Raw genomic sequence first — 19,435 nt, 5'->3', positions numbered from 1 at the left:
TTATGAACGTGACGTTGCTGCCGCCCGAGGGCCGCTCCTCCATTCCGGAGTTGGACCCCGAGCAGCAAGCCGCCCTTGACGCCATACTCACTGGAACTGGGCACCACGTGGTGGTCGGCACACCCGGTTCCGGAAAGACGAGCGTGGTTGCGGCCGTTGCCCGGCAGGCCGTGCGTGACGGGGTCCGGCCGGAGCGACTCCTTGTCCTCGCACCAACGCGTATGGCAGCGGCGTCTCTGCGCGACACAGTGTCGGCCGCCGTTGACGTTCCCACCGGTGTCCCCGTGGCCCGCACGGCAGCGTCGGTCGCGCACGCCATTCTGGCGAGTCGTGCATCGGCCCGCAACCAACCCGCCCCATCGCTCATCACGGGAGCCGATCAAGACGCGCTACTCCGCGACATCCTGGCGGGCCATCGCGCCGGAGACGGCCGTGTCCCCGACTGGACCGGTGTAGTGCCGGACGAGGCGACCGCGCTACCGGGATTCCGACACGAACTGCGAGATCTGCTGATGCGTGCCACTGAGGCAGGGGCAGGCCCCGAGGACCTGCGCCGCTGGGCCCGCGAGACGGGCAGGCGCGAGTGGGTTGCCGCCGCCAACGTCATGGACGACTATCTCGACAACCTTTGGCTACGTACCCTGCCAGGCGATCAAGGTCTCAAATACGATCCAGCGAGCGTGGCTCGCGAAGCGGCATTCGCGCTGGACACATGGAGCGACGACGACGGACCGGAACCCTCGTGGGATCTCGTCATCATCGACGACTACCACGATGCGACGGCCGCCGTCATCGCGATGGTCAAGGCGATTGCAACCCGAGGTGCCCGGCTTGTGCTCGTGGGCAATGCCGACGAATCCGTCCAGGGATATCGCGGCGCCGTCCCGAGCGCGCTCGCGGACGCCACACAGGACGTCGCCAACGGCGGCTTTGGCGCCACACTGTCCAAGCTGACCCACCCACACCGTCAGGCCATTGCGCTGCACGGCGTGACCGACGCCATCGTTGAACACATCGGAACCCAATCCGTCGGGTCAGCACGAGTGCCGGCGCGCCCGAGCACCGATGCGCCCGTCGACATCATCGTGGCGCCCCACCGCTATGCGCAGTCACGCGCCATTGCGGCCGCGCTCAGGCGTGCGCGCCAACAAGGCAGTGAAGGTAAGCCGATGCCGTGGTCGACCATGGCTGTCATCGCTCGATCCAATAGACTCTTGCGCGACGTCCGATCGGACATTCTGGGCGCCGACATTCCGTGCGCGTCGCTCGGTGACGGGGTTGCCCTCCATGAACACGGTGCGATCGCGCCGCTGTTGACGATGATGTCGCTCGCGTCGAGTGGAGACGAGTGGACAGAGGACGACGTCACCATGATCCTGTCCTCGCGTCTCGTGGGCCTCGACCCTGTTGCCCTCCGACGCCTGCGTCGTGGCCTGGTGCGCGAGGAACGCGCGGGCGGAGGTACACGAAGTTCGGCTGAACTTCTCACAGCAGCCATGGCCGCGCCAGAAATGTGGGCAAGTGTGCAAGGAGCAGAATGTCGTGCGGCAGAGCGTGCGAGCCGGGCAGTGGCAGCCGCTCGGCATGCGATCCGCGAGGAATCCGCAGGTCCACGGCGCGTGATCTGGACCCTGTGGACCGTTCTTGAGGTGGTCGACCGTTGGCGTGAGCACGCCTTGGCCGGATCAGCGCGTGACGATGCAGACCTCGACGCGGTGATGGCGCTCCTGCGCGAGGCCCAGAACTTCGAGGAACGGATGCCTGCTGCAGGGGCTCGGCCGTTCATCAACCACTTGGAATCCCAGGACTTCGCCGTCGATAGTTTGGGTGCTCGCGCGCAGGGCGTCGACGCGGTCGAGTTCGTGACTCCTGCGTCGGCCGCAGGGCGTGAGTGGGACGTCGTTGTGGTGGTCGGTGTGGAAGAAGGGGTCTGGCCGAACCTGCGGTTGCGTGACTCCGTCCTAGGGTCTCAACACCTCGCAGAAATCATCGGCGGCCGCGCCACCCCCGAACTCCTGACAGCACAAAGGCGCACCCACATCGCCGCCTCATCTCGCAAGGTCATCGCCGATGACGAAGCCCGATCATTTGCTGTCGCCGTGTCGCGGGCGCGGCGCCAGTTGGTCCTCACCTGCGTGGAGGATGAGGAAACACGGCCGTCGCGATTCGTTGACTGGGTGGAGTCCGCGGCAGGCGTTCAGCGAGAACATGCGGGAACTGTGCCGTACGTGGCTGACCTGCGGCACGTTGTGGCTCGGCTTCGGGCTGACGGTGCCACCGCTGAGTCCGAGGATCGTGCACGGTACGCGCAGGCCCTCGCGCGGCTGTCAATCAGGGGTGTCCCATGGGCACACCCGCGCACCTGGCATGGTGTGCCGGAGCAATCAACCACTACCGGCTACTTCCCTCACGCTGATGCGGTGCGAGTGTCGCCATCGCGCGTTGAAGGGGTCGAACGGTGCACGCTCCGCTGGGCACTTGAGTCAGCAGGAGGAGTGGGTGCCGACTCAGATAAACAGCAACTCGGAACCTTGATCCACGAGATCGCGCAGACCCTTCCAGCGGGAAGCCACGAGGAACTCTCTGCGGAACTTGACCGTCGCTGGCCAGAGATCGCCGGAACAGAGACGTTGCCGGACAAGCAGTTGCGCACCAAGGCGGATGCGATGGTGCGACGCCTTGCTGACTACTTCATGAAGAACCCCGTAGACGAGGTGCTGTTGGAGCAGCGCTTCTCGGTCACCATTGGTGACGCGGAACTTGCAGGAAGTGCGGACCGCGTCGAACGCCTCGGAGAAGCAGTCACGATCGTGGACCTCAAGACCGGTGACCCCACGTATAGCGGCGACGTGGCCACTCACGCACAACTTTCCATGTATCAACTCGCTGCTGCTCACCATGCCTTCGCCGGTGTAGAGAAGGCAAGCGGTGCCGCCCTAGCCTTTGTCGGTGGCTCGAAAGTGGGCTCCACCCGCCATGCACAGGAAGCCATCGATATCCCCGAGCAGGAACAGCGTTTGGAGCGCATCGTTGACGCCATGCGAGCACCGCAATTCTTGGCGGTCGAGAACGACATGTGCGGGATGTGTCCGGTACGGCGCTCCTGCCCAATCCAGCCTGAGGGTACGCAGGTGAGTGGCGCATGAGCGATGACGGAGTGGTCCTCGGACAAGCCAGGAGCGTTGCGGAACTCGCCGCGCTGATCAATCCCGATGCCCCACCGACGCCCGAGCAGGAAGCCATCATCGGTGCAGGACTCGAACCGACGCTCGTGGTGGCCGGAGCCGGGTCCGGCAAAACCGAAACCCTCTCCATGCGCATGGTGTACCTGCTGGACCACGCAGAGGAGTTGTGCGGGCGGCCCATCAGCCCCGACGAGATCCTCTGCCTGACCTTTACGCGCAAGGCTGCAGCCGAGATCTCCGAGCGCTCAGCAGAACGATTCCGAGCGGTATTTGGAGACGATCCCGCACGCCCACCAGCGTCCGTCGCAACCTACAACGGCTACTCGGCCGCTTTGGTCGCTGAGCACGGTCTGCGCCTCGGGGTGGACCCAGAGTCGGTCACGCTGACGGATGCTGCACTGTGGCAGATAGCCCATGACATCGTGTCCCATTGGACCGAGCCGGTGAACGTGGCCTCTGCGCAGAGCACGCTCACCAGCGCGATCGTGCAGTTGAGTTCCCAGTTGCGGGAGCATCTCGTGACGCCCGCTCAAGCGCGCACGTGGGCCACCGGCCTCCTCACAGACCTTGGCGCGATGCCTTCCAAGACGGGGACTGCCCTGGAGACCAGAACTGGCACCCCTACGGCCGAGGCGAAAGACCTCGCGCAGGTCGCGCGCCTGGCAGAACTGATGCCTATGGTCGAAGAGTTCCAGCGACGCAAGCGCCTGGGCGCATACCTCGACTTCTCAGATCAAGTGGCCTACGGCGTGCAACTCGCCGATGTCGAAGCCGTGCAAGCCATCGAACGGAGCCGCTACCGAGTGGTGCTCCTCGATGAGTTCCAAGACACCTCGCCCGCGCAACTGCAACTCTTCGCACGAATCTTTGGCCAGGATCACCCCGTCATGGCAGTGGGTGACCCCAACCAGGCCATCTATGGTTTCCGCGGGGCGTCTGCGAGCGCATTGTCATCGTTCGTCGACCTCTTTGGCGGACCCGACATCGTCCGTAGCCGCACCTTGTCAGTGTCGTGGCGCAACGAGGCCGCGATACTGGCGGCTGCTAACGGCGTGGCTTCCGCACTGCCCGTCCATCCCAAAGTCACGGTGGAGCCACTCAAGTCCAAGGGACAGTTCCTGGGAACGCCCGAGCCGTCGCGCGTAGCCCCGGCAGTGCAAAGCATGATGGCTACGGACATTCCTGACGAGGCGGCATCCGTCGTCGAGTACATTCAGCGCCGTTCGGCCGAACTCGGGCAACACCGAGGGCGCTCCCGGCCCGTGACGGCAGCGATCTTGTGCCGCCGTAGGGCGCAGTTCCCCGCAATCGTGGCGGCGCTCACCGCGGCAGGCGTTGACCATGAAGTCGTGGGACTTGGCGGGCTCATTGACACCCCGGAAGTTGCGGAACTGATTGCGCTGCTCCAGGTGGTCCATGACCCATCACGCGGTGACTCGTTGATGCGTCTACTCACGGGGGAGCGGGTCGCGCTAGGTCCCGGAGACCTCATGGCGCTCAAGGATTGGGCGATGAGGGATGCGCGACGAGATGACGATGAGGCTGTCACGATTGTCGATGCGCTCGACGATCTCCCGGATCCAGAGTGGGTGTCGCAGCAAGGTCGACAACTCACGGCAGTGGCCCGTCGCCGGTTGGAATCCCTCCACACAGTTGTGCGGAGCATCCGGGAGCACAGCTACCTGACCCTCACAGAGCTGATCATTTTCGCGGAGCGCGCCTGGGGTCTCGACATCGAGGCCGCTGTCGCGCATCCCGATGGGCGCTCCACTCGCAACGTCGATGCTTTTGTTGATGCCGCACGCGGATTCGCGGCAGGAGCCGAACGCGCGACGCTGGGCGCCTTCCTTTCGTGGCTCACCGCCGCAGCGAATGAGGAACGGGGCCTCACCGCGCCCGTCAAGGAACCCGAGCCGGGCGCAGTACAAGTGCTGACGTGTCACAGCGCCAAAGGTCTCGAATGGGACGTCGTGGCCGTCCCCGGCCTGACTGAAGGAACAGGGCGGAGTTCCCGGAGCCAGTTCCCCTCTGGGGGAGTTCCCAAGTTCACCGACGAGGGCGAGTGCCAGGTCAATGACTCGGGATGGCTGTCCGGTGCCGGAAACCTTCCGTACCCGCTGAGGCTCGACAAAGAAGATCTGCCGCTCTGGGACCTCTCGGAAGTTCATGACCGTCCGAGTCTGCGTGCGTCGATTGACGCCTTCAGGGCAGAGGCGGGACTCCATCGTGTCGACGAGGAGCGCCGGCTCTTCTACGTTGCTTTGACTCGCGCCCGTTCGCACGTCCTGCTCTCGGGCTCGTGGTGGACTTCCGGGAAAGCTCTGGCGCGCCCGTCCCTCTTCCTGCGCGAATGCATCGAAGCAGGGCTCGTCGACACCGACGGCTGGAGTCCTCAGCCGGAGCCCGACGCCGAGCGCGTCGTGCCGCCGCCCACAGAACAGTGGTGGCCTGCTCCCGCGACTGCGGAACAGGAGCGTCGGCGTGTGTTGGCTGCTGAAGTCGTGAAAGCTCTGGACTCTCCCGAGGCGCTTGCAGGTGTGGTCGACCCCTCATTGCCGTGGGCTACCGAGGCCGAGGCGTTCCTCGTGGAACGTGACCTTCAGCGAGGCAGCGGACCCGAGGTCACGATTCCCGCACACCTCACGACGTCGGCACTTGTGGCGCTCCAGCGTGACCGGGACGCGTATGCCCAGCAATTGCGGCGTCCCGTGCCACAAGAACCGACTGTCGCTGCTGAAGTAGGCAACGCCTTTCACGCGTGGGTTGAAGCGCACTACGGGCGCAGTGCATTGTTTACACTCGACGACCTTGACGGCGATGCAGTCGCAATGACTAGCCCTGATCTGGATCGACTCAAAGAAGCCTTTGCTGAGTCCGAATGGTTCGGAAGGGCGCCTAGCGACATCGAGGTTGCAGTCGAGCTGCCGATGGGTGGCGTGACGATTCGCTCCCGCATCGACGCGGTGTTCCCTCCCGGGCGAGGACTCGACAAAGTCACGGTGGTGGATTGGAAGTCAGGTCGGCCACCGCGTGACGATGCTGAACGTGCCGCGCGCGAAGTGCAGCTTGCGGTCTATCGCCTGGCGTGGTCGGAATGGAAGAGCATTCCTGTTGAGGACGTGGACGCGGCGTTCTACTATGCGGGCGCGAATCAGACAGTGAGGCCTGAGCGGCTCTTGTCGAGGCAAGAGCTCGTGGCCCTTGTCAGGGGAGAAGACTCACAGATGTGGGACCGCAGTTAAGTAAGGTCGTCGTCATCGGAATCGAAGAGCAAAGTTTCAAGATCAGCGAGCATGCCTTCGCCATCCGCAATGACGTCCGCGTTGTCGGTGCGGACGCCGTACATGAGCCACCGGAGCAACGCTAATTCTGAGGCGAGGCGGGCGCGGTCAAGCAGGTGAGCGTCAGGGGTCTCGCGGCGACGCATGCGGTACGCCTCCATGATGGTGTCCAGGATGTCCTCAGGCGCGGAAGCCACGAGCCACGCGAGGTCGTCCGCCGGATCTGCCACCCGCGCATCCATCCAGTCAACAATGCCGCGCACGCTGTCGCCGCTCACCATGATCTGGTGCTCGCCCAAATCTCCATGGACGACCGAGGGTTCAAAGCGCCACCACGAGACGTTCTCGAGTTGACGTTCCCAGCGATCCGCGAGGCGAGGCGGGATCTTGCCGGTCGCGATGCCTGCATCCAGTTCCGCCATGCGGCGCTGGCGGTACTCTTCCGCGTCGTACATGGGTAGCCCCTCGTCTTCGACGAGGGTCGGTGGGAGTTCATGAATCTCAGCGAGAGCGCGGCCCAGGTTTGCTGTGAGGCCAGGCCCCGGTTCAAGCCGCGCCAGCACCAGCGGCGCTCCAGGAACCTCGGTGTACACCACGGCACGGCCGTCGTCCGGGTTCGACATCGATGCCGCACCCTTGGGGCGGGGAACGTCGAACGAGACCAAACTCGTGTCGTGTGCGCGACCAAGCGCCTTCAGGAGCCCGCTCTCAGCCTCAAGGGCGGCTCCAGCGGCGGCCCGTAAGGGCGCTCGCACAATCCACCGCTGCCCCGTCGCGTCCTTGACGACAACAACGTCGAAGTCGCTGTCCGAGTTGGGGCTACGCAACACGTTGTAGACGTCGAGGCCGGGAATGGCGACCGACGCGAGCGCGGCGAGCGCGAGCGGAGAACGAGGCACGTGCTCACGGTAGAGCGAAACACGGTGATACGCCAGGTTCCACGCCGCAGAGAGGGATTCTGCGACGCGGTGTCAGTGCGGTGCCGTAGCGTGTGCGGGTGACTGCTTCTCCGTTCTTGACCTCGGCCCTGCTGCTGGATCGGGCAGCGCTGCACCGCGACGACTACCCGCTCGCGGCCGCCGAAGCGGTGGTGGTGGCCAACGGAGCCATTGAAGCGCAGGGCACACGGTTAGCTCGCAGGGCACCTGGCGACGCCCCTGCTGGCGATGTCAGGGTGCTCCTCGGAATCCGTGACGATCTGCCAGTTGTGCTTGTGGTTCCTGACGATCTCGAGGCCGCTGTTGGCCAGGCCGATGCCCGCAACAGTCGCATGGTGCCGTTGCGTACGTTTATCGAGAGTGCCGCAACGGATTCCGATGCGGCTGGCGATGTTGAGGTCGCCCGAACGGCCGCCGGCATGGCGGCGTGGCACCACCACAACAGGTTCTGTGCCTCGTGTGGAACTGAGACGTCGATCCGACATGGGGGCTGGATCCGCCACTGCGACAGGTGCGATCGCGATCACTATCCCCGTACGGATCCGGCGATGATCGTGCTGATCACAGATGCGGAGGATCGCATCTTGTTGGCCCACGGAGTGGGTTTTTCGACCCGTCGCTTCTCGTTGCTTGCTGGGTTTGTCGAGCCCGGTGAAAGCCTGGAGCAAACGGTTCACCGTGAGGTACGCGAGGAAGTCGGCATCGAAGTGACGGATGTGACGTATGTAGGTTCGCAGCCGTGGCCATTCCCGGCTTCGCTCATGACGGGCTTTCACGCGCGTGCTGTCACCACTGAATTGGATCTCGACCAGCACGAGATCGAAGCCGCGCAGTGGCTCACCCGCGACGAACTTGCTGCGGCCATAGCCTTGGGCGAGGTTGTCCCGCCGCCGCGGGGCTCGATCGCGCGTGCCATGGTTGAGCACTGGCATGGCAAGCCGTTCGTGACGCCTGAGAATCCAGATGCCGATGTCGCTGATGCACGGTCTACCGGGGCCGCTGGTGCCTGAGATGATGATGCGCGATGTCTGCTGACAAGATCCTTGAGGCCCTCGATCCTGAACAGCGAGAGGTGGCGACTGCCCTGCACGGGCCCGTCTGTGTCCTCGCCGGAGCTGGCACAGGAAAGACGCGCGCCATCACCCATCGCATTGCTTACGGCGTGCGCGTCTCCGCCTACAACCCGCAGTCGGTGCTTGCCGTGACGTTTACTGCGCGGGCAGCTGGGGAAATGCGACAGCGCCTCAAGTCTCTAGGCGTGGAAGGGGTGCAAGCCCGCACCTTTCACGCCGCCGCGCTGCGCCAGCTCAGTTACTTCTGGCCGCAGGTCGTGGGTGGCCAGATGCCGCAACTCGTTGAGCAGAAAGCACCGCTCGTGGGACGTGCGGCTCGCCATACGGGACTCAAACCTGACCGACTGACCGTACGAGACCTCGCCAGTGAGATCGAGTGGGCGAAGGTGTCGCTCGTGGCACCAGAAGACTATGCGAGCCACATTGCGCGAGTGGGACGGCCAACCCCCGCAGGGGTTGAGGCCACGCAGATGGCTGATGTGATGCGCGCGTACGAGGACGCAAAGACGCAGGCGGTGGTCCTCGACTTTGAGGACATCCTGCTCCTTCTTGCCGACATTATTGGCCGCCATGTCGAGGTGGGCGACCAGATTCGCCGCCAGTATCGCCACTTTGTCGTGGACGAATACCAGGACGTTTCTCCTCTCCAGCAGTTTCTCCTTGAGCAGTGGATGGGTGGCCGTGAAGAGTTGTGCGTCGTGGGCGATCCCGCTCAGACCATCTACTCCTTTGCTGGCGCATCTCCTCAGCACCTTTTGGGTTTCACCCGCACCTATGAAGCGGCGCAGACGGTGCGTTTGGTGCGTGACTATCGCTCAACGCCGCAGGTTGTGCGTCTCGCCAACGGCCTGATGGCGCAACGCGGAGCGGGTCAAGCGGGCGTCGAGCTCGTGGCACAACGTCCACGGGGACCCGAACCTGTTTTCACCGCCTACGAAGACGAGCACGCTGAGGCGGCAGGCATCGCCAGCGCTATCGGCAGGCTTACCGCTAGTGGCGTGCCCGCGTCGGAGATCGCCATCTTGTATCGCATCAATGGTCAGTCGGAGGTGCTCGAAGAGGCGCTGGCTGAACGCGGCATCGGCTACCTGATCCGCGGTGGCCAGCGGTTCTTCGACCGGGAAGAGGTGCGCAAGGCGATGGTCCTTTTGCGCGGAGCAGCTGTGACAGCTGATTCCAAGCCTCTAGGCCAGGCGGTGCGCGAGGCGGTCGAGGACATTGGGTGGGCGGAAGAGGCCCCTGCGGCTCGTGGCGCGGTGCGAGACCGATGGGAGTCGCTCCAATCGCTCGTGCAACTCGCCGATGATTTCGATGCGGACGCGGGTGGCGCTCCTGCCCGTGAAGCCGATGCGGGCGCTGCCCCTGAACCCGGTGATGCGAGCAGTGGCTCCGGTGGTGCGACGATGCGTGAGTTCGTGGAGCATTTGGTGGAGCGCGCACAGGCGCAGCACGCACCCACGGTGGAGGGCGTCACCCTCACAACGATCCATGCCGCGAAGGGTTTGGAGTGGGATGCGGTCTTCATCGCGGGATGCTCAGAAGGACTTATTCCGATCTCGATGGCTGAGAGCTCCGAGTCGATCGAGGAGGAACGGCGTCTGCTGTACGTCGGCATCACCCGTGCACGTGAGCATTTGTCGTTGAGTTTCGCGCGTGCACGCAAGGTCGGAGGACGTGCCACGCGCAAGCGCACCCGTTTTCTGGAGTCCTTCTGGCCCGATGGCGCGGCCCCGCGGGCACGGCGCACATCGGTCAAGGAGGGCCTCGCCGATATGGGGCCGGAAGATTTACGCCTGTACGAGTCGCTGAAAGCATGGCGCCTCGCCGTATCCCAAGCGGTGAGCAAGCCCGCGTTTACGGTGATGGTGGACTCGACGATGGCGGAGATTGCGCGCCTGCGGCCCGGGACACTGGGCGAGTTGGCGACTGTGAGAGGCATCGGGTCGTCGAAGCTTGAGACTTATGGCCTTCAGATTCTTGAGGTCGTCGCCGAGCACTAGCGGTCTCGCGGCGCACGCGGGGTGCGTTGTTGAGGCTAGCCGTCGTGGGCGACGTCAGTGCACGCGCACCACGGGTGGGGCGCCGGGGTAGGCGTTGCATATGTCTGGTGGCGCTCAATGCGCCACACCATGGATTCCTGGCCAGCGAGGTGCGCCTCGCATGCGCGTGCCACGGCACACGCCACATCGAGCGCAATGGCGGGGTCAATCTGAGCGGGACGGCCCTGGCACTGGATTGCGACGTACGGCCAGGTCGGGTCCTCGTCGGTGCGGTGCAGGTCGAGGCATGTGCCACAGGCTGTGGAGCCGGGCACCACGAGAGGCCCGACGGTGACACCAGCCTCATCAGTGAGCACCAAGAGATGAGGTTGGTCCTGGGGGAGAAGGCTCGCCGCGATAGGCGAGGGGCTTGCCATTGACACCAACACTTCGATGTCGACGCGCTGATGGTCGTGGAGTGGTGGTGTGGATGCTGGAACGGTGCCTAGGAGTCCACGCGTGACAGCCGGAAAGTGGGGGTAGTGGCGTGTGCCGTCGAGCGAATCCACTCCTACGGTGATGCCGCGTGCGGTGAGGGCCTGCGCGCATGGCCCGACCACGGCATCGGCCCCGCGCACCCGAACTGTTGCGCCTGTGGTGAACTCCATCGCGGGGTCCAGAGATTTCAGAGCGGAGAGGTCCGGTGGTGGAGAGAGGGCTGTCTCCGCCCGAGCCCACGCTCGCTGCTCGTCTACCGTCAAACCTTCCACCACAGTGTGGCTATGAATGCCGATGCGCACAGCTCCACCGGGGAGGAAAAGGACGGGAGGAAGCGGCTGGGGTTCCATAGGCACCACCGTGGCAGGTCGCCCGCGCCCGTCGCGGGTTATCCACATCGATGTGGCGCACGGTCACATCGCATGACGCACGTGGGCGCCCGCACGAGCGTTCGCTGCCTCGAATGTGAAGGGAAGCACGCATGAACAGGCGGATGCGTCGATGCCTTGTAGAGCCCTCGCTGAGACGCGAAACGGCCGCCCCGAAGTGGGACGGCCGTTCTCAAAAGTTGCGTGAGGCTGGTGCTCAGGCCTTGCCAAGAATGCGGTTGAGCTTGGTGCCACACTCGGGGCAGGTGCCCTTCGCCATGCGTCGGCCGTTCTCGGATACGACGACATCGCCCTCAGTGGTGCGCTTGTCCTTGCACTTCACGCAGTAAAACTCACCCTGGTACTTGTCGGCCATAGCCTTCTCCTTTGTTAGGTTCTGCAAGGCGGATGAACGCCTCGCACCTGGTGACCACAGGGGCCAATCACAACACAGCGTAGACGCGCGCGCGGCAATTCGCGCTGAACAGGCCTGTCGTCGTGTCGTTTTTGTGGAGATTTACGGGCGGTCTGGGTCCGTGCCGGTGTCTGGTCCAGTGTCGCTGGGGTCGTCGTCGGACGTCGCTGCGTTCAACATGGCCTCGAGTTCGCGGTCAACCTCGTCCTCTGCGTCAGGACCAGAGAGCCACCGATCAATCCAGGCGCTGGCCTGCTGTAGGTCGTCCCCGGTGGGGATGACGTCGGGGTGCGACCACACGCGGTCGCGTTCTTCTTCTCCCGCGCGAATCGTCAGTTCCCGCCACAGTGCCGTGGCTTCGCGCATGCGACGGGGGCGGAGCTCGAGCCCGAGCAACGTGGCAAACGCGTCCTCTGCGGGGCCGCCTGCCGCGCGACGGCGGCGCAGCATCTCACTGAGCGCACCGATAGAAGGCAGGTGTGGCGCAGCGGCGCGGAGGGTGACCTCATCCACCCATCCCTCGATGAGGGCGAGCAGTGTCTCGATCGACCCCAGTGTTGCTTCCTGCTCCTCCGAGTGGTGGGGCTGGAAGATGCCGCGCGTGAGGGCCTCCTGAAGCTTGGCAGGGTCAGACATGCCGATGTCGTTGACCGCGCTGTCGAGCGCTTCGAGGTCGATGTTGATGCCGCTGGCGTAGCGCTCGATGAGGTGGTGCAGGTGGCCGGGGAGCCACGGTGCCGCATTGAACAGGCGGACGTGTGCTGCCTCGCGGAGGGCGAGGAAGGTGATGACCTCGTTCTTGTCGATGTCGAGGCCAGTGGCAAACTCGTCAATGGCGCTGGGAACAAGGGCCACTCGGGACTCCGCCAGGAGGGGGAAGCCCAGATCTGTGGCGCCGAACGATTCGCGAGCCATCTGTCCCGCGACCTGTCCCATGTGCATGCCGCAGACAGTGGGGCTCACAGAACCCACCAGTCCTGAGGCGTCGCTCCCGGGAAGGATCGCGGACATGGCGGGGTCCTCTTGCGCTCCGCGGAGAATCGAGCCCAACGCTTGAGAGACGCTGACTGCGACGGGTCCCGTGATGACTTGCCACGTAGGAAGCGTGGCTTCGATCCATTCTGCTCGGCTCCACACCTTCGGAGTGAGGTGCGAGGGGTCAAAGTCCGTGGCGGCATCGAGCCACAGCTCGGCTTGTGAAACCGCTTGCCGATAGTCGTGTGCCACGGATTCGGTGATCGTGGGGTCGCCACCCTGAGCGGCGACGCCGCGGGCGACGTCGTGGGCGAGGGTCCAGTTCACGTCTTCGCCCGCGGACTGCGTGACCAAGGAGCGGATCTGGGAGAGGACGTGATCCATCATCGCGGGGTTTTCGAGCATGCCGGATGCCTGCGCCAACGCGCTGGGGTCCATGCCCATGCGCTGTAGCTGCTCCATGGCCTCTTCAGCGTCGTCTCCGAAGAGTTCACGCAGCAGGCGCATCCATGGGGTGTTCTCGTCGCTCACGCGGATCTCCTGAATTCAGTGGCGGGCGCACGGCAAGTGCGTCGCGTCCAAAGTATCCCGATTCCACATGGATTGGGCGCATCGTTCGCTATAAGCAATGATGGGCAGGTGATGCCCGTCGACGAGACTGACTCCGCCGCTCCCGCTTCAGGGGAGATCGGTCCGCACCGCTACGCCGTGATGTCTGCGGCCGGCCTGGTTGCGGCTGTATTGCTGGCGCTGTTGTCTGTCCTTCCCGCTCAATTCGCTATCGGTGGACCTGGTCCCACCTACGACACTCTTTCCGAAGACGACGAAGGTACGCCGCTCGTTCAGATCGACGGAGCCGAGACGTACCCCGCTTCAGGTGAGTTACGCCTGACTACGGTGTCTGTGGCGCGGTCGAGTTCACAGATGTTTACCTTGGGCCCGGTGCTGCGCGGCTGGATGTCGCCAGAGCGTTACACGCAGCCAGAGGAGGCGGTCTTTGGCACGCCCGATCAGGAAGAGCAGTTCGACGAGCAGTCGCAGGTGGAATGGGTGACGTCGCAAGAAGCCGCCACGGTAGCTGCGCTCGAAGTGCTGGGTGAACCAGTTCCGGCTGTGCTTGAGGTGGCGGAACTGTCCCCAGAGTCGAACGCTGTAGGGCTCGTCGAGCCTGGAGACATCGTGACGTCGGTCGACGGTGCGGAAATCTCCACCTTCACGGAACTGACCGATGCCGTGACTGCCCACAGTCCTGGTGACACCATCACGCTCGGCTACGAGCGCGATGGGACAGACGACGAAGCGACGTTTGAGTTGGGCGACGATGGTGAAGGCAACGCCATCATGGGGTTGTACATCAACCCCGACTTTGATCTGCCGATCGATGTGACCGTTCAGATCGACAAGGTGGGTGGCCCCAGTGCGGGAATGATGTTCTCGCTAGGCATCCTCGACAAACTCACCGAAGAGGACGAACTTAACGGCCAGCACGTCGCCGGTACTGGAACGATCGCCGCCGATGGCGATGTAGGTCCGATCGGCGGCATCCAGATGAAGATGTACGGGGCGCGAGATGCCGGTGCCGCATTCTTCTTGGCTCCCGTCGAGAATTGCAACGAGGTCGTCGACCACGTGCCAGATGGCATCGAGGTCTTTGCAGTGGACACCATCGACGATGCTTATGAGGCCATTCAGGCCATCGGCGCCGACGACACTTCCGCACTAGCCAGCTGCACCGCACCTTGATTACGCTTGACCCCACACACGCAGTAGCGATACCAAAGGACTTCATCCGTGACCTTCGACGATAGATTCGCCGACCGACCCCGGCCCTCCCGGCCCGCGGCAGAACCACCACGCCGCCGTTCACCTCTTCTGGTTGCCCTGGTGGCAGTCGGAATCTTCATGTTGCTGACCGTGATCTTTGCTCAGGTCTGGACTGAAGTGGCGTGGTACCAGCAGTTGGGCTTCGAGTCCGTGTTCTGGATCCAGTGGGTGGTGCGCGCCATCACGTTTGTGGTCTTCGGACTGATTGCCGCAGGTGCCGTCTGGCTGTCGTTGTGGCTCGCGAAGCGCGCGCGCCCCGCAGTGGGTGGCCGCCAGACTGCCGCCAGCTCACTGCGCGAACAGGTGCAGCCACTCGAGCGCGGCATCATGTGGGCACTGCCCACGTTTGTCGGCGTCATCGCCGGCTTCTCGATGTCGAGCCAGTGGGAGCAGTACCTCGCCTGGTGGAACCGCGAGCCCTTTGGCGTCGTCGACCCTGAGTTTGGTCTCGACGTCGGCTTCTACGTCTTTACTCTGCCTGTGCTGCAGTCCCTCGTGGGATTCTGGCTTGTGCTCACGATCCTGTGCACGCTGCTTGCTGCATTTGTCCAGTTGGTCTACGGGGGTATTGCTGGCGGCGGCCGCGCCTTCGTGGCATCCGGAAGCGCTCGTATTCAGCTCGCGGTGTCCGGCGCATTGGTGATGCTGGGTCTGGCGATGAACTACTGGCTGGACCGGTATGCACTGCTGAACTCGCAGGGCGACCGTTTCTATGGCGCTGGCTACACCGACATTCACGCGGTCCTGCCAGCCCGCATGATTTTGGTGGGCATCGCCATCCTGGTGGCGCTGCTGTTCCTGGCTGTCATCTGGAGGGGCGACTGGCGTATCCCCACCACGGGTGTGGCGCTGATGGTGCTCTCCGCTGTGGTGATTGGCGGGGTCTACCCGGCCATTGTGCAGAACTTCCAGGTCGAGCCCAATGCCCAGGAACTCGAAAGCGAGTACATCCAGCGCAACATTGACGCAACGCTCGCCGCGTACGGCATCGACGAGGTGGAGACCACTCCGTATGCCGCGGCCACGGAAGCCGATGCTGAAGCTCTGCGGTCTGACGCCGACACCACCGCTCAGATTCGCTTGCTTGACCCGAACATCGTTTCTCCGGCGTTCCGTCAGTTGCAGCAGAACAAGCAGTACTACAACTTCCCAGACGAGTTGGCAGTTGACCGCTACAACATCGACGGCGAGATCCAGGACACCGTGATCGCGGTTCGTGAACTCGACCTCGATGGCTTGTCTGACGAGAACCGCACCTGGGTGAATGACCACACCGTGTACACCCACGGCTTCGGAGTCGCTGCCGCGTATGGCAACCGCACCACGAAGGATGGCCAGCCGTCGTTCTTCGAGGGCGGTATCCCCTCGGTCGGTGAACTTAATCTGGACGAGCCTCGCGTGTACTTCGGTGAGACCTTGCCTGACTACTCGATTGTGGGCGCGCCGGAAGGCACTGAGCCGTGGGAGCTTGACTACCCGGACGATGACGCTGCCACCGGCCAGGTGAACACCACCTATGACGGCGAAGGCGGACCGAGCATCGGCAACTTCTTCGAGAAGCTGATGTACGCCATCAAGTTCGGCGAAGAGCAGATCTTGTTCTCCGACCGTGTGACCGAGGAATCGCAGATCATGTATCACCGTGATCCCCTCGACCGCGTCGGCAAGGTCGCTCCGTATCTCGAACTGGACTCCAAGGTCTACCCGGCCGTGGTTGATGGTCGCGTGGTCTGGATTGTTGACGGATACACCACCACCGATCGCTACCCGTACTCGGCCCCAGTGGATTCGTCCTCGTTGTTCGCAAGCTCGGGAATCAACAACCTCCCATCGCAGCTCAACTACATGGCGAACTCGGTGAAGGCAACCGTCGACGCATATGACGGTTCCGTCACGCTGTATGCCTGGGATGAGAACGACCCCATCTTGCAGACGTGGAACAACGTGTTCCCGGCGGCACTCGAGCCGATGTCGGAGATCACCGGCGACCTGATGAGCCACCTGCGCTACCCGGAGGAGTACTTCCAGGTGCAGCGTGCTCAACTGCAGCGCTACCACGTGACCGACGCATCGGCCTTCTACTCCGGCCAGGACCAGTGGGCCACGCCGAACGACCCCACTGTGGGCGAATCGGTCTTGCAGCCCCCGTACTACCTGACGCTGCAGATGCCCGGCCAGAACGATCCGTCGTTCTCGCTGTACACGACCTACATCCCCGGTGGTAACACCGACCGCAACATCCTGACCGGCTACCTTGCGGTGGACTCCGAAACAGGTGATGCGGATGGTGAAGTCGCTGATGACTATGGAACGTTGCGACTCCTCGAGTTGCCGCGTGACACCACGATTCCGGGACCAGGTCAGGTGCAGAACGACTTCAACTCGAACTCTGATGCACAGACAACGCTGAACTTGCTGCGTCAGGGAGAGACAGACGTCATCAACGGAAACCTCCTGACCCTGCCTGTCGGTGGCGGACTGCTGTACGTGCAGCCCGTGTACGTGCAGGCATCTGAAGGTACGCAGATTCCGCTCCTCCGAAAGGTCTTTGTGTCCTTCGGTGACGAGGTGGGCTTCGCCGACACCCTCCAGGAAGCACTTGACCAGGTCTTCGGTGAAGGTGCGGCCCCCGAGCTGCCCGATGAGACGGAAACCATCACCGATGAAGGTGAAGTGGTCGATGAAGCCGATGTTGAAGGTGAAGACACCACGGACGGCGACACCGGCACCGACACTGATACCGACACGGGAACGGATGTCAGCAACGCGGACCTCGAGCAGGCGCAACTCGACCTGCACAACGCGTTGCTTGACGCTCAGCAGGCCATCGCTGACAGTGAAGCTGCTCTCGCAGCGGGTGACTTCGCTGCCTATGGCGAAGCACAAGATGCGCTGGCCATCGCCCTCGATGAGGCAGTCGCGGCTGACGACCGCATTGCTGAACTCCAGGGCATCAACTACGAGGATGAGGCTGCTGCCGAGCCATCCCCGTCAGCGACGGCAAGCGAGTAGCGATTTGGTCATCTGCCCCGCGTCGGATAGAGTTGCATCTACCGACGCGGGGTGGAGCAGTTCGGTAGCTCGCCGGGCTCATAACCCGGAGGTCGCAGGTTCAAATCCTGTCCCCGCTACGAGATAGACAAACCCCCTGGTCCTTGGACCGGGGGGTTTCGTCATGTCTGGGGGCATTCCTTGGCGCCGGGCCACTCGCGCCCTAGGCTTGCGCCGTGACCTCTCAGCGACGCATCTCGCTTCTGGCGGCCATCGGCATCGGCGTGGGATCCATGATCGGGGCCGGAGTTTTCTCCGACCTGTGGGTCGATGTCCTCGCGGTAGGCCGCTGGTATTGGTTGGCGATTGTTGTCGCGGCCCTTGTCGCTCTCGCCAACGCCCTGTCCACTGCGCAGTTGGCTTCCCGCTACCCGGTTGCTGGGGGAGCGTACTCGTATGGGCGAGCAGAGCTAGGCCCTATCGCGGGCCATATCGCGGGTGCCGCGTTCGTGGGGGGCAAGACTGTGTCAGTTGCCGTGGGTGCCGGAGTTCTGGGCGCATACGTGCTCCCCGGGAATGCAGCGGGCATCGCCACTGCGGCAATCGTCCTTGCGTGGGCGTTGAACTCGCGCGGTATCACTCGCACTGCTGCCGGTGCCACTGTAATTGCGATCGTGGTGGTGACGGCGCTCGTGGCCTTGGTGGTGATGGCCACGGTTGCTAGCGACCCCACCGTCTCCTGGGCTCCCAGTGTTGCTCTGCTCGATGACAGTGCCGGAGCGGCCGATGCCGGAGGGCCGCCGTTCCTGGTGGCCGTGGCCGCGACGTTCTTTGCGTTCGCGGGCTACGCGCGCATCGCGACATTGGGGGAAGAGGTTCGTGAACCCGCACGCAACATTCCTCGTGCAATCGTGACAGCGCTCGCCATCGTCGTGGTGGTCTACCTTGGCGTTGCGTTCGCTTTGCACCGCCACTTCGGAGCACCGTTCCTCATCGATACCGATGGCGCCATCACCGTGGACGAGGACTTCGCAGCGGCACCGCTCGACGCGTTGGCAGCGGCCGTGGGCATGCCGGTGTGGATCATCACCGTAGCTGCCGCGCTCAGCATCGGTGGGGCCCTCCTAGCCGTCATGGCGGGCGCAGGGCGGACCGCGATGGCAATGGCACGTGAAGGAGACCTCCCGGCAAGGCTTGCCCACCAGGGCACAAGCGGCGCCCCATGGCGTGCAGAGGGCGCCATTGCGTTAGTGGCGATCGCGTTGGTGTGGACTCAAGGAGTGTCGCTGATTCTCGTCTCTGCTGCCAGCGTGTTGACGTACTACGCCGTAGCGAACATCGCAGCCGTGAGTCAACAGCGAGGTGGGCGTACGGCGGCCCTACGCGTCCCTGTGGCGGTGTCGATCGTGGGCCTTGCAGCATCGGCCCTGCTCGCTGTGGTGGCTGTCCAGAGCTCGGCCGCGTCGGTGTGGCCCACCGTGGCGTTACTGGTGATCGTCGTCGGATGGCCACTGGTCGCAGCCGCCATACGTAAGGGACGGAATGCACCGCGCTAGTCCAGCGTTACCCGAGTCAACGCTGGCACGCGAGTGCCGCAAGGAATGGAGACGCTCATGAAGGCACTATGGAATGGCACCGTGATTGCCGAATCCGACGACACCGTCGTTGTGGAAGGCAACCACTACTTCCCGCTCGAATCCGTCAACACCGAGTTGCTCCGCGAATCTGACATGGTGTCGCGCTGCCCGTGGAAGGGCGAGGCCACCTACTGGGACATCGTGGTCGATGGTGAGACAAACCCCGACGCAGTGTGGATCTACCGCGAACCCAAGGTTCGCGCAGAGAACATCCGTGACCACGTCGCCTTCTGGCGAGGCGTTGACGTCGTCGACTCTTAACTTAGGGGTC

12 protein-coding genes and 1 tRNA gene are annotated in these 19,435 nt (G+C 63.8%); 9 read left to right on the top strand and 4 right to left on the bottom strand.

The genetic code is table 11. The annotated features are described in order from the left end of the window. Positions 1-2: 2 nt before the first annotated feature. Together AOP79_RS01405 and AOP79_RS01400 are read left to right on the top strand one after the other, a co-directional pair. Positions 3-3,146 (top strand): UrvD/REP family ATP-dependent DNA helicase, encoded by a 3,144-nt coding sequence (locus AOP79_RS01405; RefSeq protein WP_062069733.1) that lies wholly within the window; start codon positions 3-5, stop codon positions 3,144-3,146. Next, positions 3,143-6,427, top strand: coding sequence for an ATP-dependent helicase (locus AOP79_RS01400; RefSeq protein ID WP_062069731.1), 3,285 nt, complete (start codon positions 3,143-3,145; stop codon positions 6,425-6,427). Before AOP79_RS01405 ends, AOP79_RS01400 begins: the two co-directional genes overlap by 4 nt. Here AOP79_RS01400 and AOP79_RS01395 read toward each other — a convergent pair. Beyond that, positions 6,424-7,365, bottom strand: coding sequence for a phosphotransferase (locus AOP79_RS01395; protein WP_062069729.1), 942 nt, complete (start codon positions 7,363-7,365; stop codon positions 6,424-6,426). The two genes, AOP79_RS01400 and AOP79_RS01395, sit on opposite strands and share 4 nt — an antisense overlap. 98 nt (positions 7,366-7,463) lie before the next feature. Here AOP79_RS01395 and nudC point away from each other — a divergent pair, with 98 nt between their 5' ends. After that, a complete protein-coding gene (nudC, locus tag AOP79_RS01390; RefSeq protein ID WP_062069727.1) occupies positions 7,464-8,414 on the top strand; it encodes an NAD(+) diphosphatase in 951 nt (316 codons plus the stop codon). A 14-nt stretch (positions 8,415-8,428) separates the two neighbouring features. Beyond that, positions 8,429-10,477 (top strand): ATP-dependent DNA helicase UvrD2, encoded by a 2,049-nt coding sequence (locus AOP79_RS01385; RefSeq protein WP_062069725.1) that lies wholly within the window; start codon positions 8,429-8,431, stop codon positions 10,475-10,477. Positions 10,478-10,512: 35 nt separating this feature from the next. On the opposite strand, the gene AOP79_RS01380 is transcribed toward AOP79_RS01385, so the two are convergent. The 3 genes from AOP79_RS01380 to AOP79_RS01375 all read right to left on the bottom strand — a co-directional run bounded on the left by AOP79_RS01380 (position 10,513) and on the right by AOP79_RS01375 (position 13,243). Beyond that, entirely contained in the window at positions 10,513-11,304 is a 792-nt protein-coding gene (locus AOP79_RS01380) for a hypothetical protein (protein WP_062069723.1), read from the bottom strand. 235 nt (positions 11,305-11,539) lie between these two features. After that, on the bottom strand, positions 11,540-11,698 hold the full coding sequence (locus AOP79_RS11885; protein ID WP_162836184.1) for a DUF5679 domain-containing protein: 159 nt from the start codon (positions 11,696-11,698) through the stop codon (positions 11,540-11,542). A gap of 141 nt (positions 11,699-11,839) precedes the next feature. After that, on the bottom strand, positions 11,840-13,243 hold the full coding sequence (locus tag AOP79_RS01375) for a zinc-dependent metalloprotease (RefSeq protein WP_062069721.1): 1,404 nt from the start codon (positions 13,241-13,243) through the stop codon (positions 11,840-11,842). 111 nt (positions 13,244-13,354) lie between these two features. Between AOP79_RS01375 and AOP79_RS01370 the strand changes: the two genes are divergently transcribed. The 5 genes from AOP79_RS01370 to AOP79_RS01350 all read left to right on the top strand — a co-directional run bounded on the left by AOP79_RS01370 (position 13,355) and on the right by AOP79_RS01350 (position 19,425). Beyond that, positions 13,355-14,455, top strand: coding sequence for a YlbL family protein (locus AOP79_RS01370; protein WP_062069719.1), 1,101 nt, complete (start codon positions 13,355-13,357; stop codon positions 14,453-14,455). A gap of 48 nt (positions 14,456-14,503) precedes the next feature. Next, the gene (locus tag AOP79_RS01365; protein ID WP_062069718.1) at positions 14,504-17,548 is read left to right on the top strand and encodes a UPF0182 family membrane protein; all 3,045 of its coding nucleotides are present in this window, start codon (positions 14,504-14,506) and stop codon (positions 17,546-17,548) included. A gap of 45 nt (positions 17,549-17,593) precedes the next feature. Beyond that, positions 17,594-17,667: transfer RNA gene (locus tag AOP79_RS01360), tRNA-Met, on the top strand. A 96-nt stretch (positions 17,668-17,763) separates the two neighbouring features. Then, on the top strand, positions 17,764-19,083 hold the full coding sequence (locus AOP79_RS01355) for an APC family permease (protein ID WP_062069716.1): 1,320 nt from the start codon (positions 17,764-17,766) through the stop codon (positions 19,081-19,083). 57 nt (positions 19,084-19,140) lie between these two features. Further along, on the top strand, positions 19,141-19,425 hold the full coding sequence (locus AOP79_RS01350) for a DUF427 domain-containing protein (RefSeq protein ID WP_062069714.1): 285 nt from the start codon (positions 19,141-19,143) through the stop codon (positions 19,423-19,425). Positions 19,426-19,435 lie beyond the last annotated feature (10 nt).

Origin of the sequence: Demequina sediminicola, assembly GCF_000975055.1 — a bacterium.
In the GTDB taxonomy this organism is placed as follows: domain Bacteria; phylum Actinomycetota; class Actinomycetes; order Actinomycetales; family Demequinaceae; genus Demequina; species Demequina sediminicola.
Note: the sequence above shows the minus strand (reverse complement) of the source record. Positions and strands in the feature narration are given on the sequence as shown.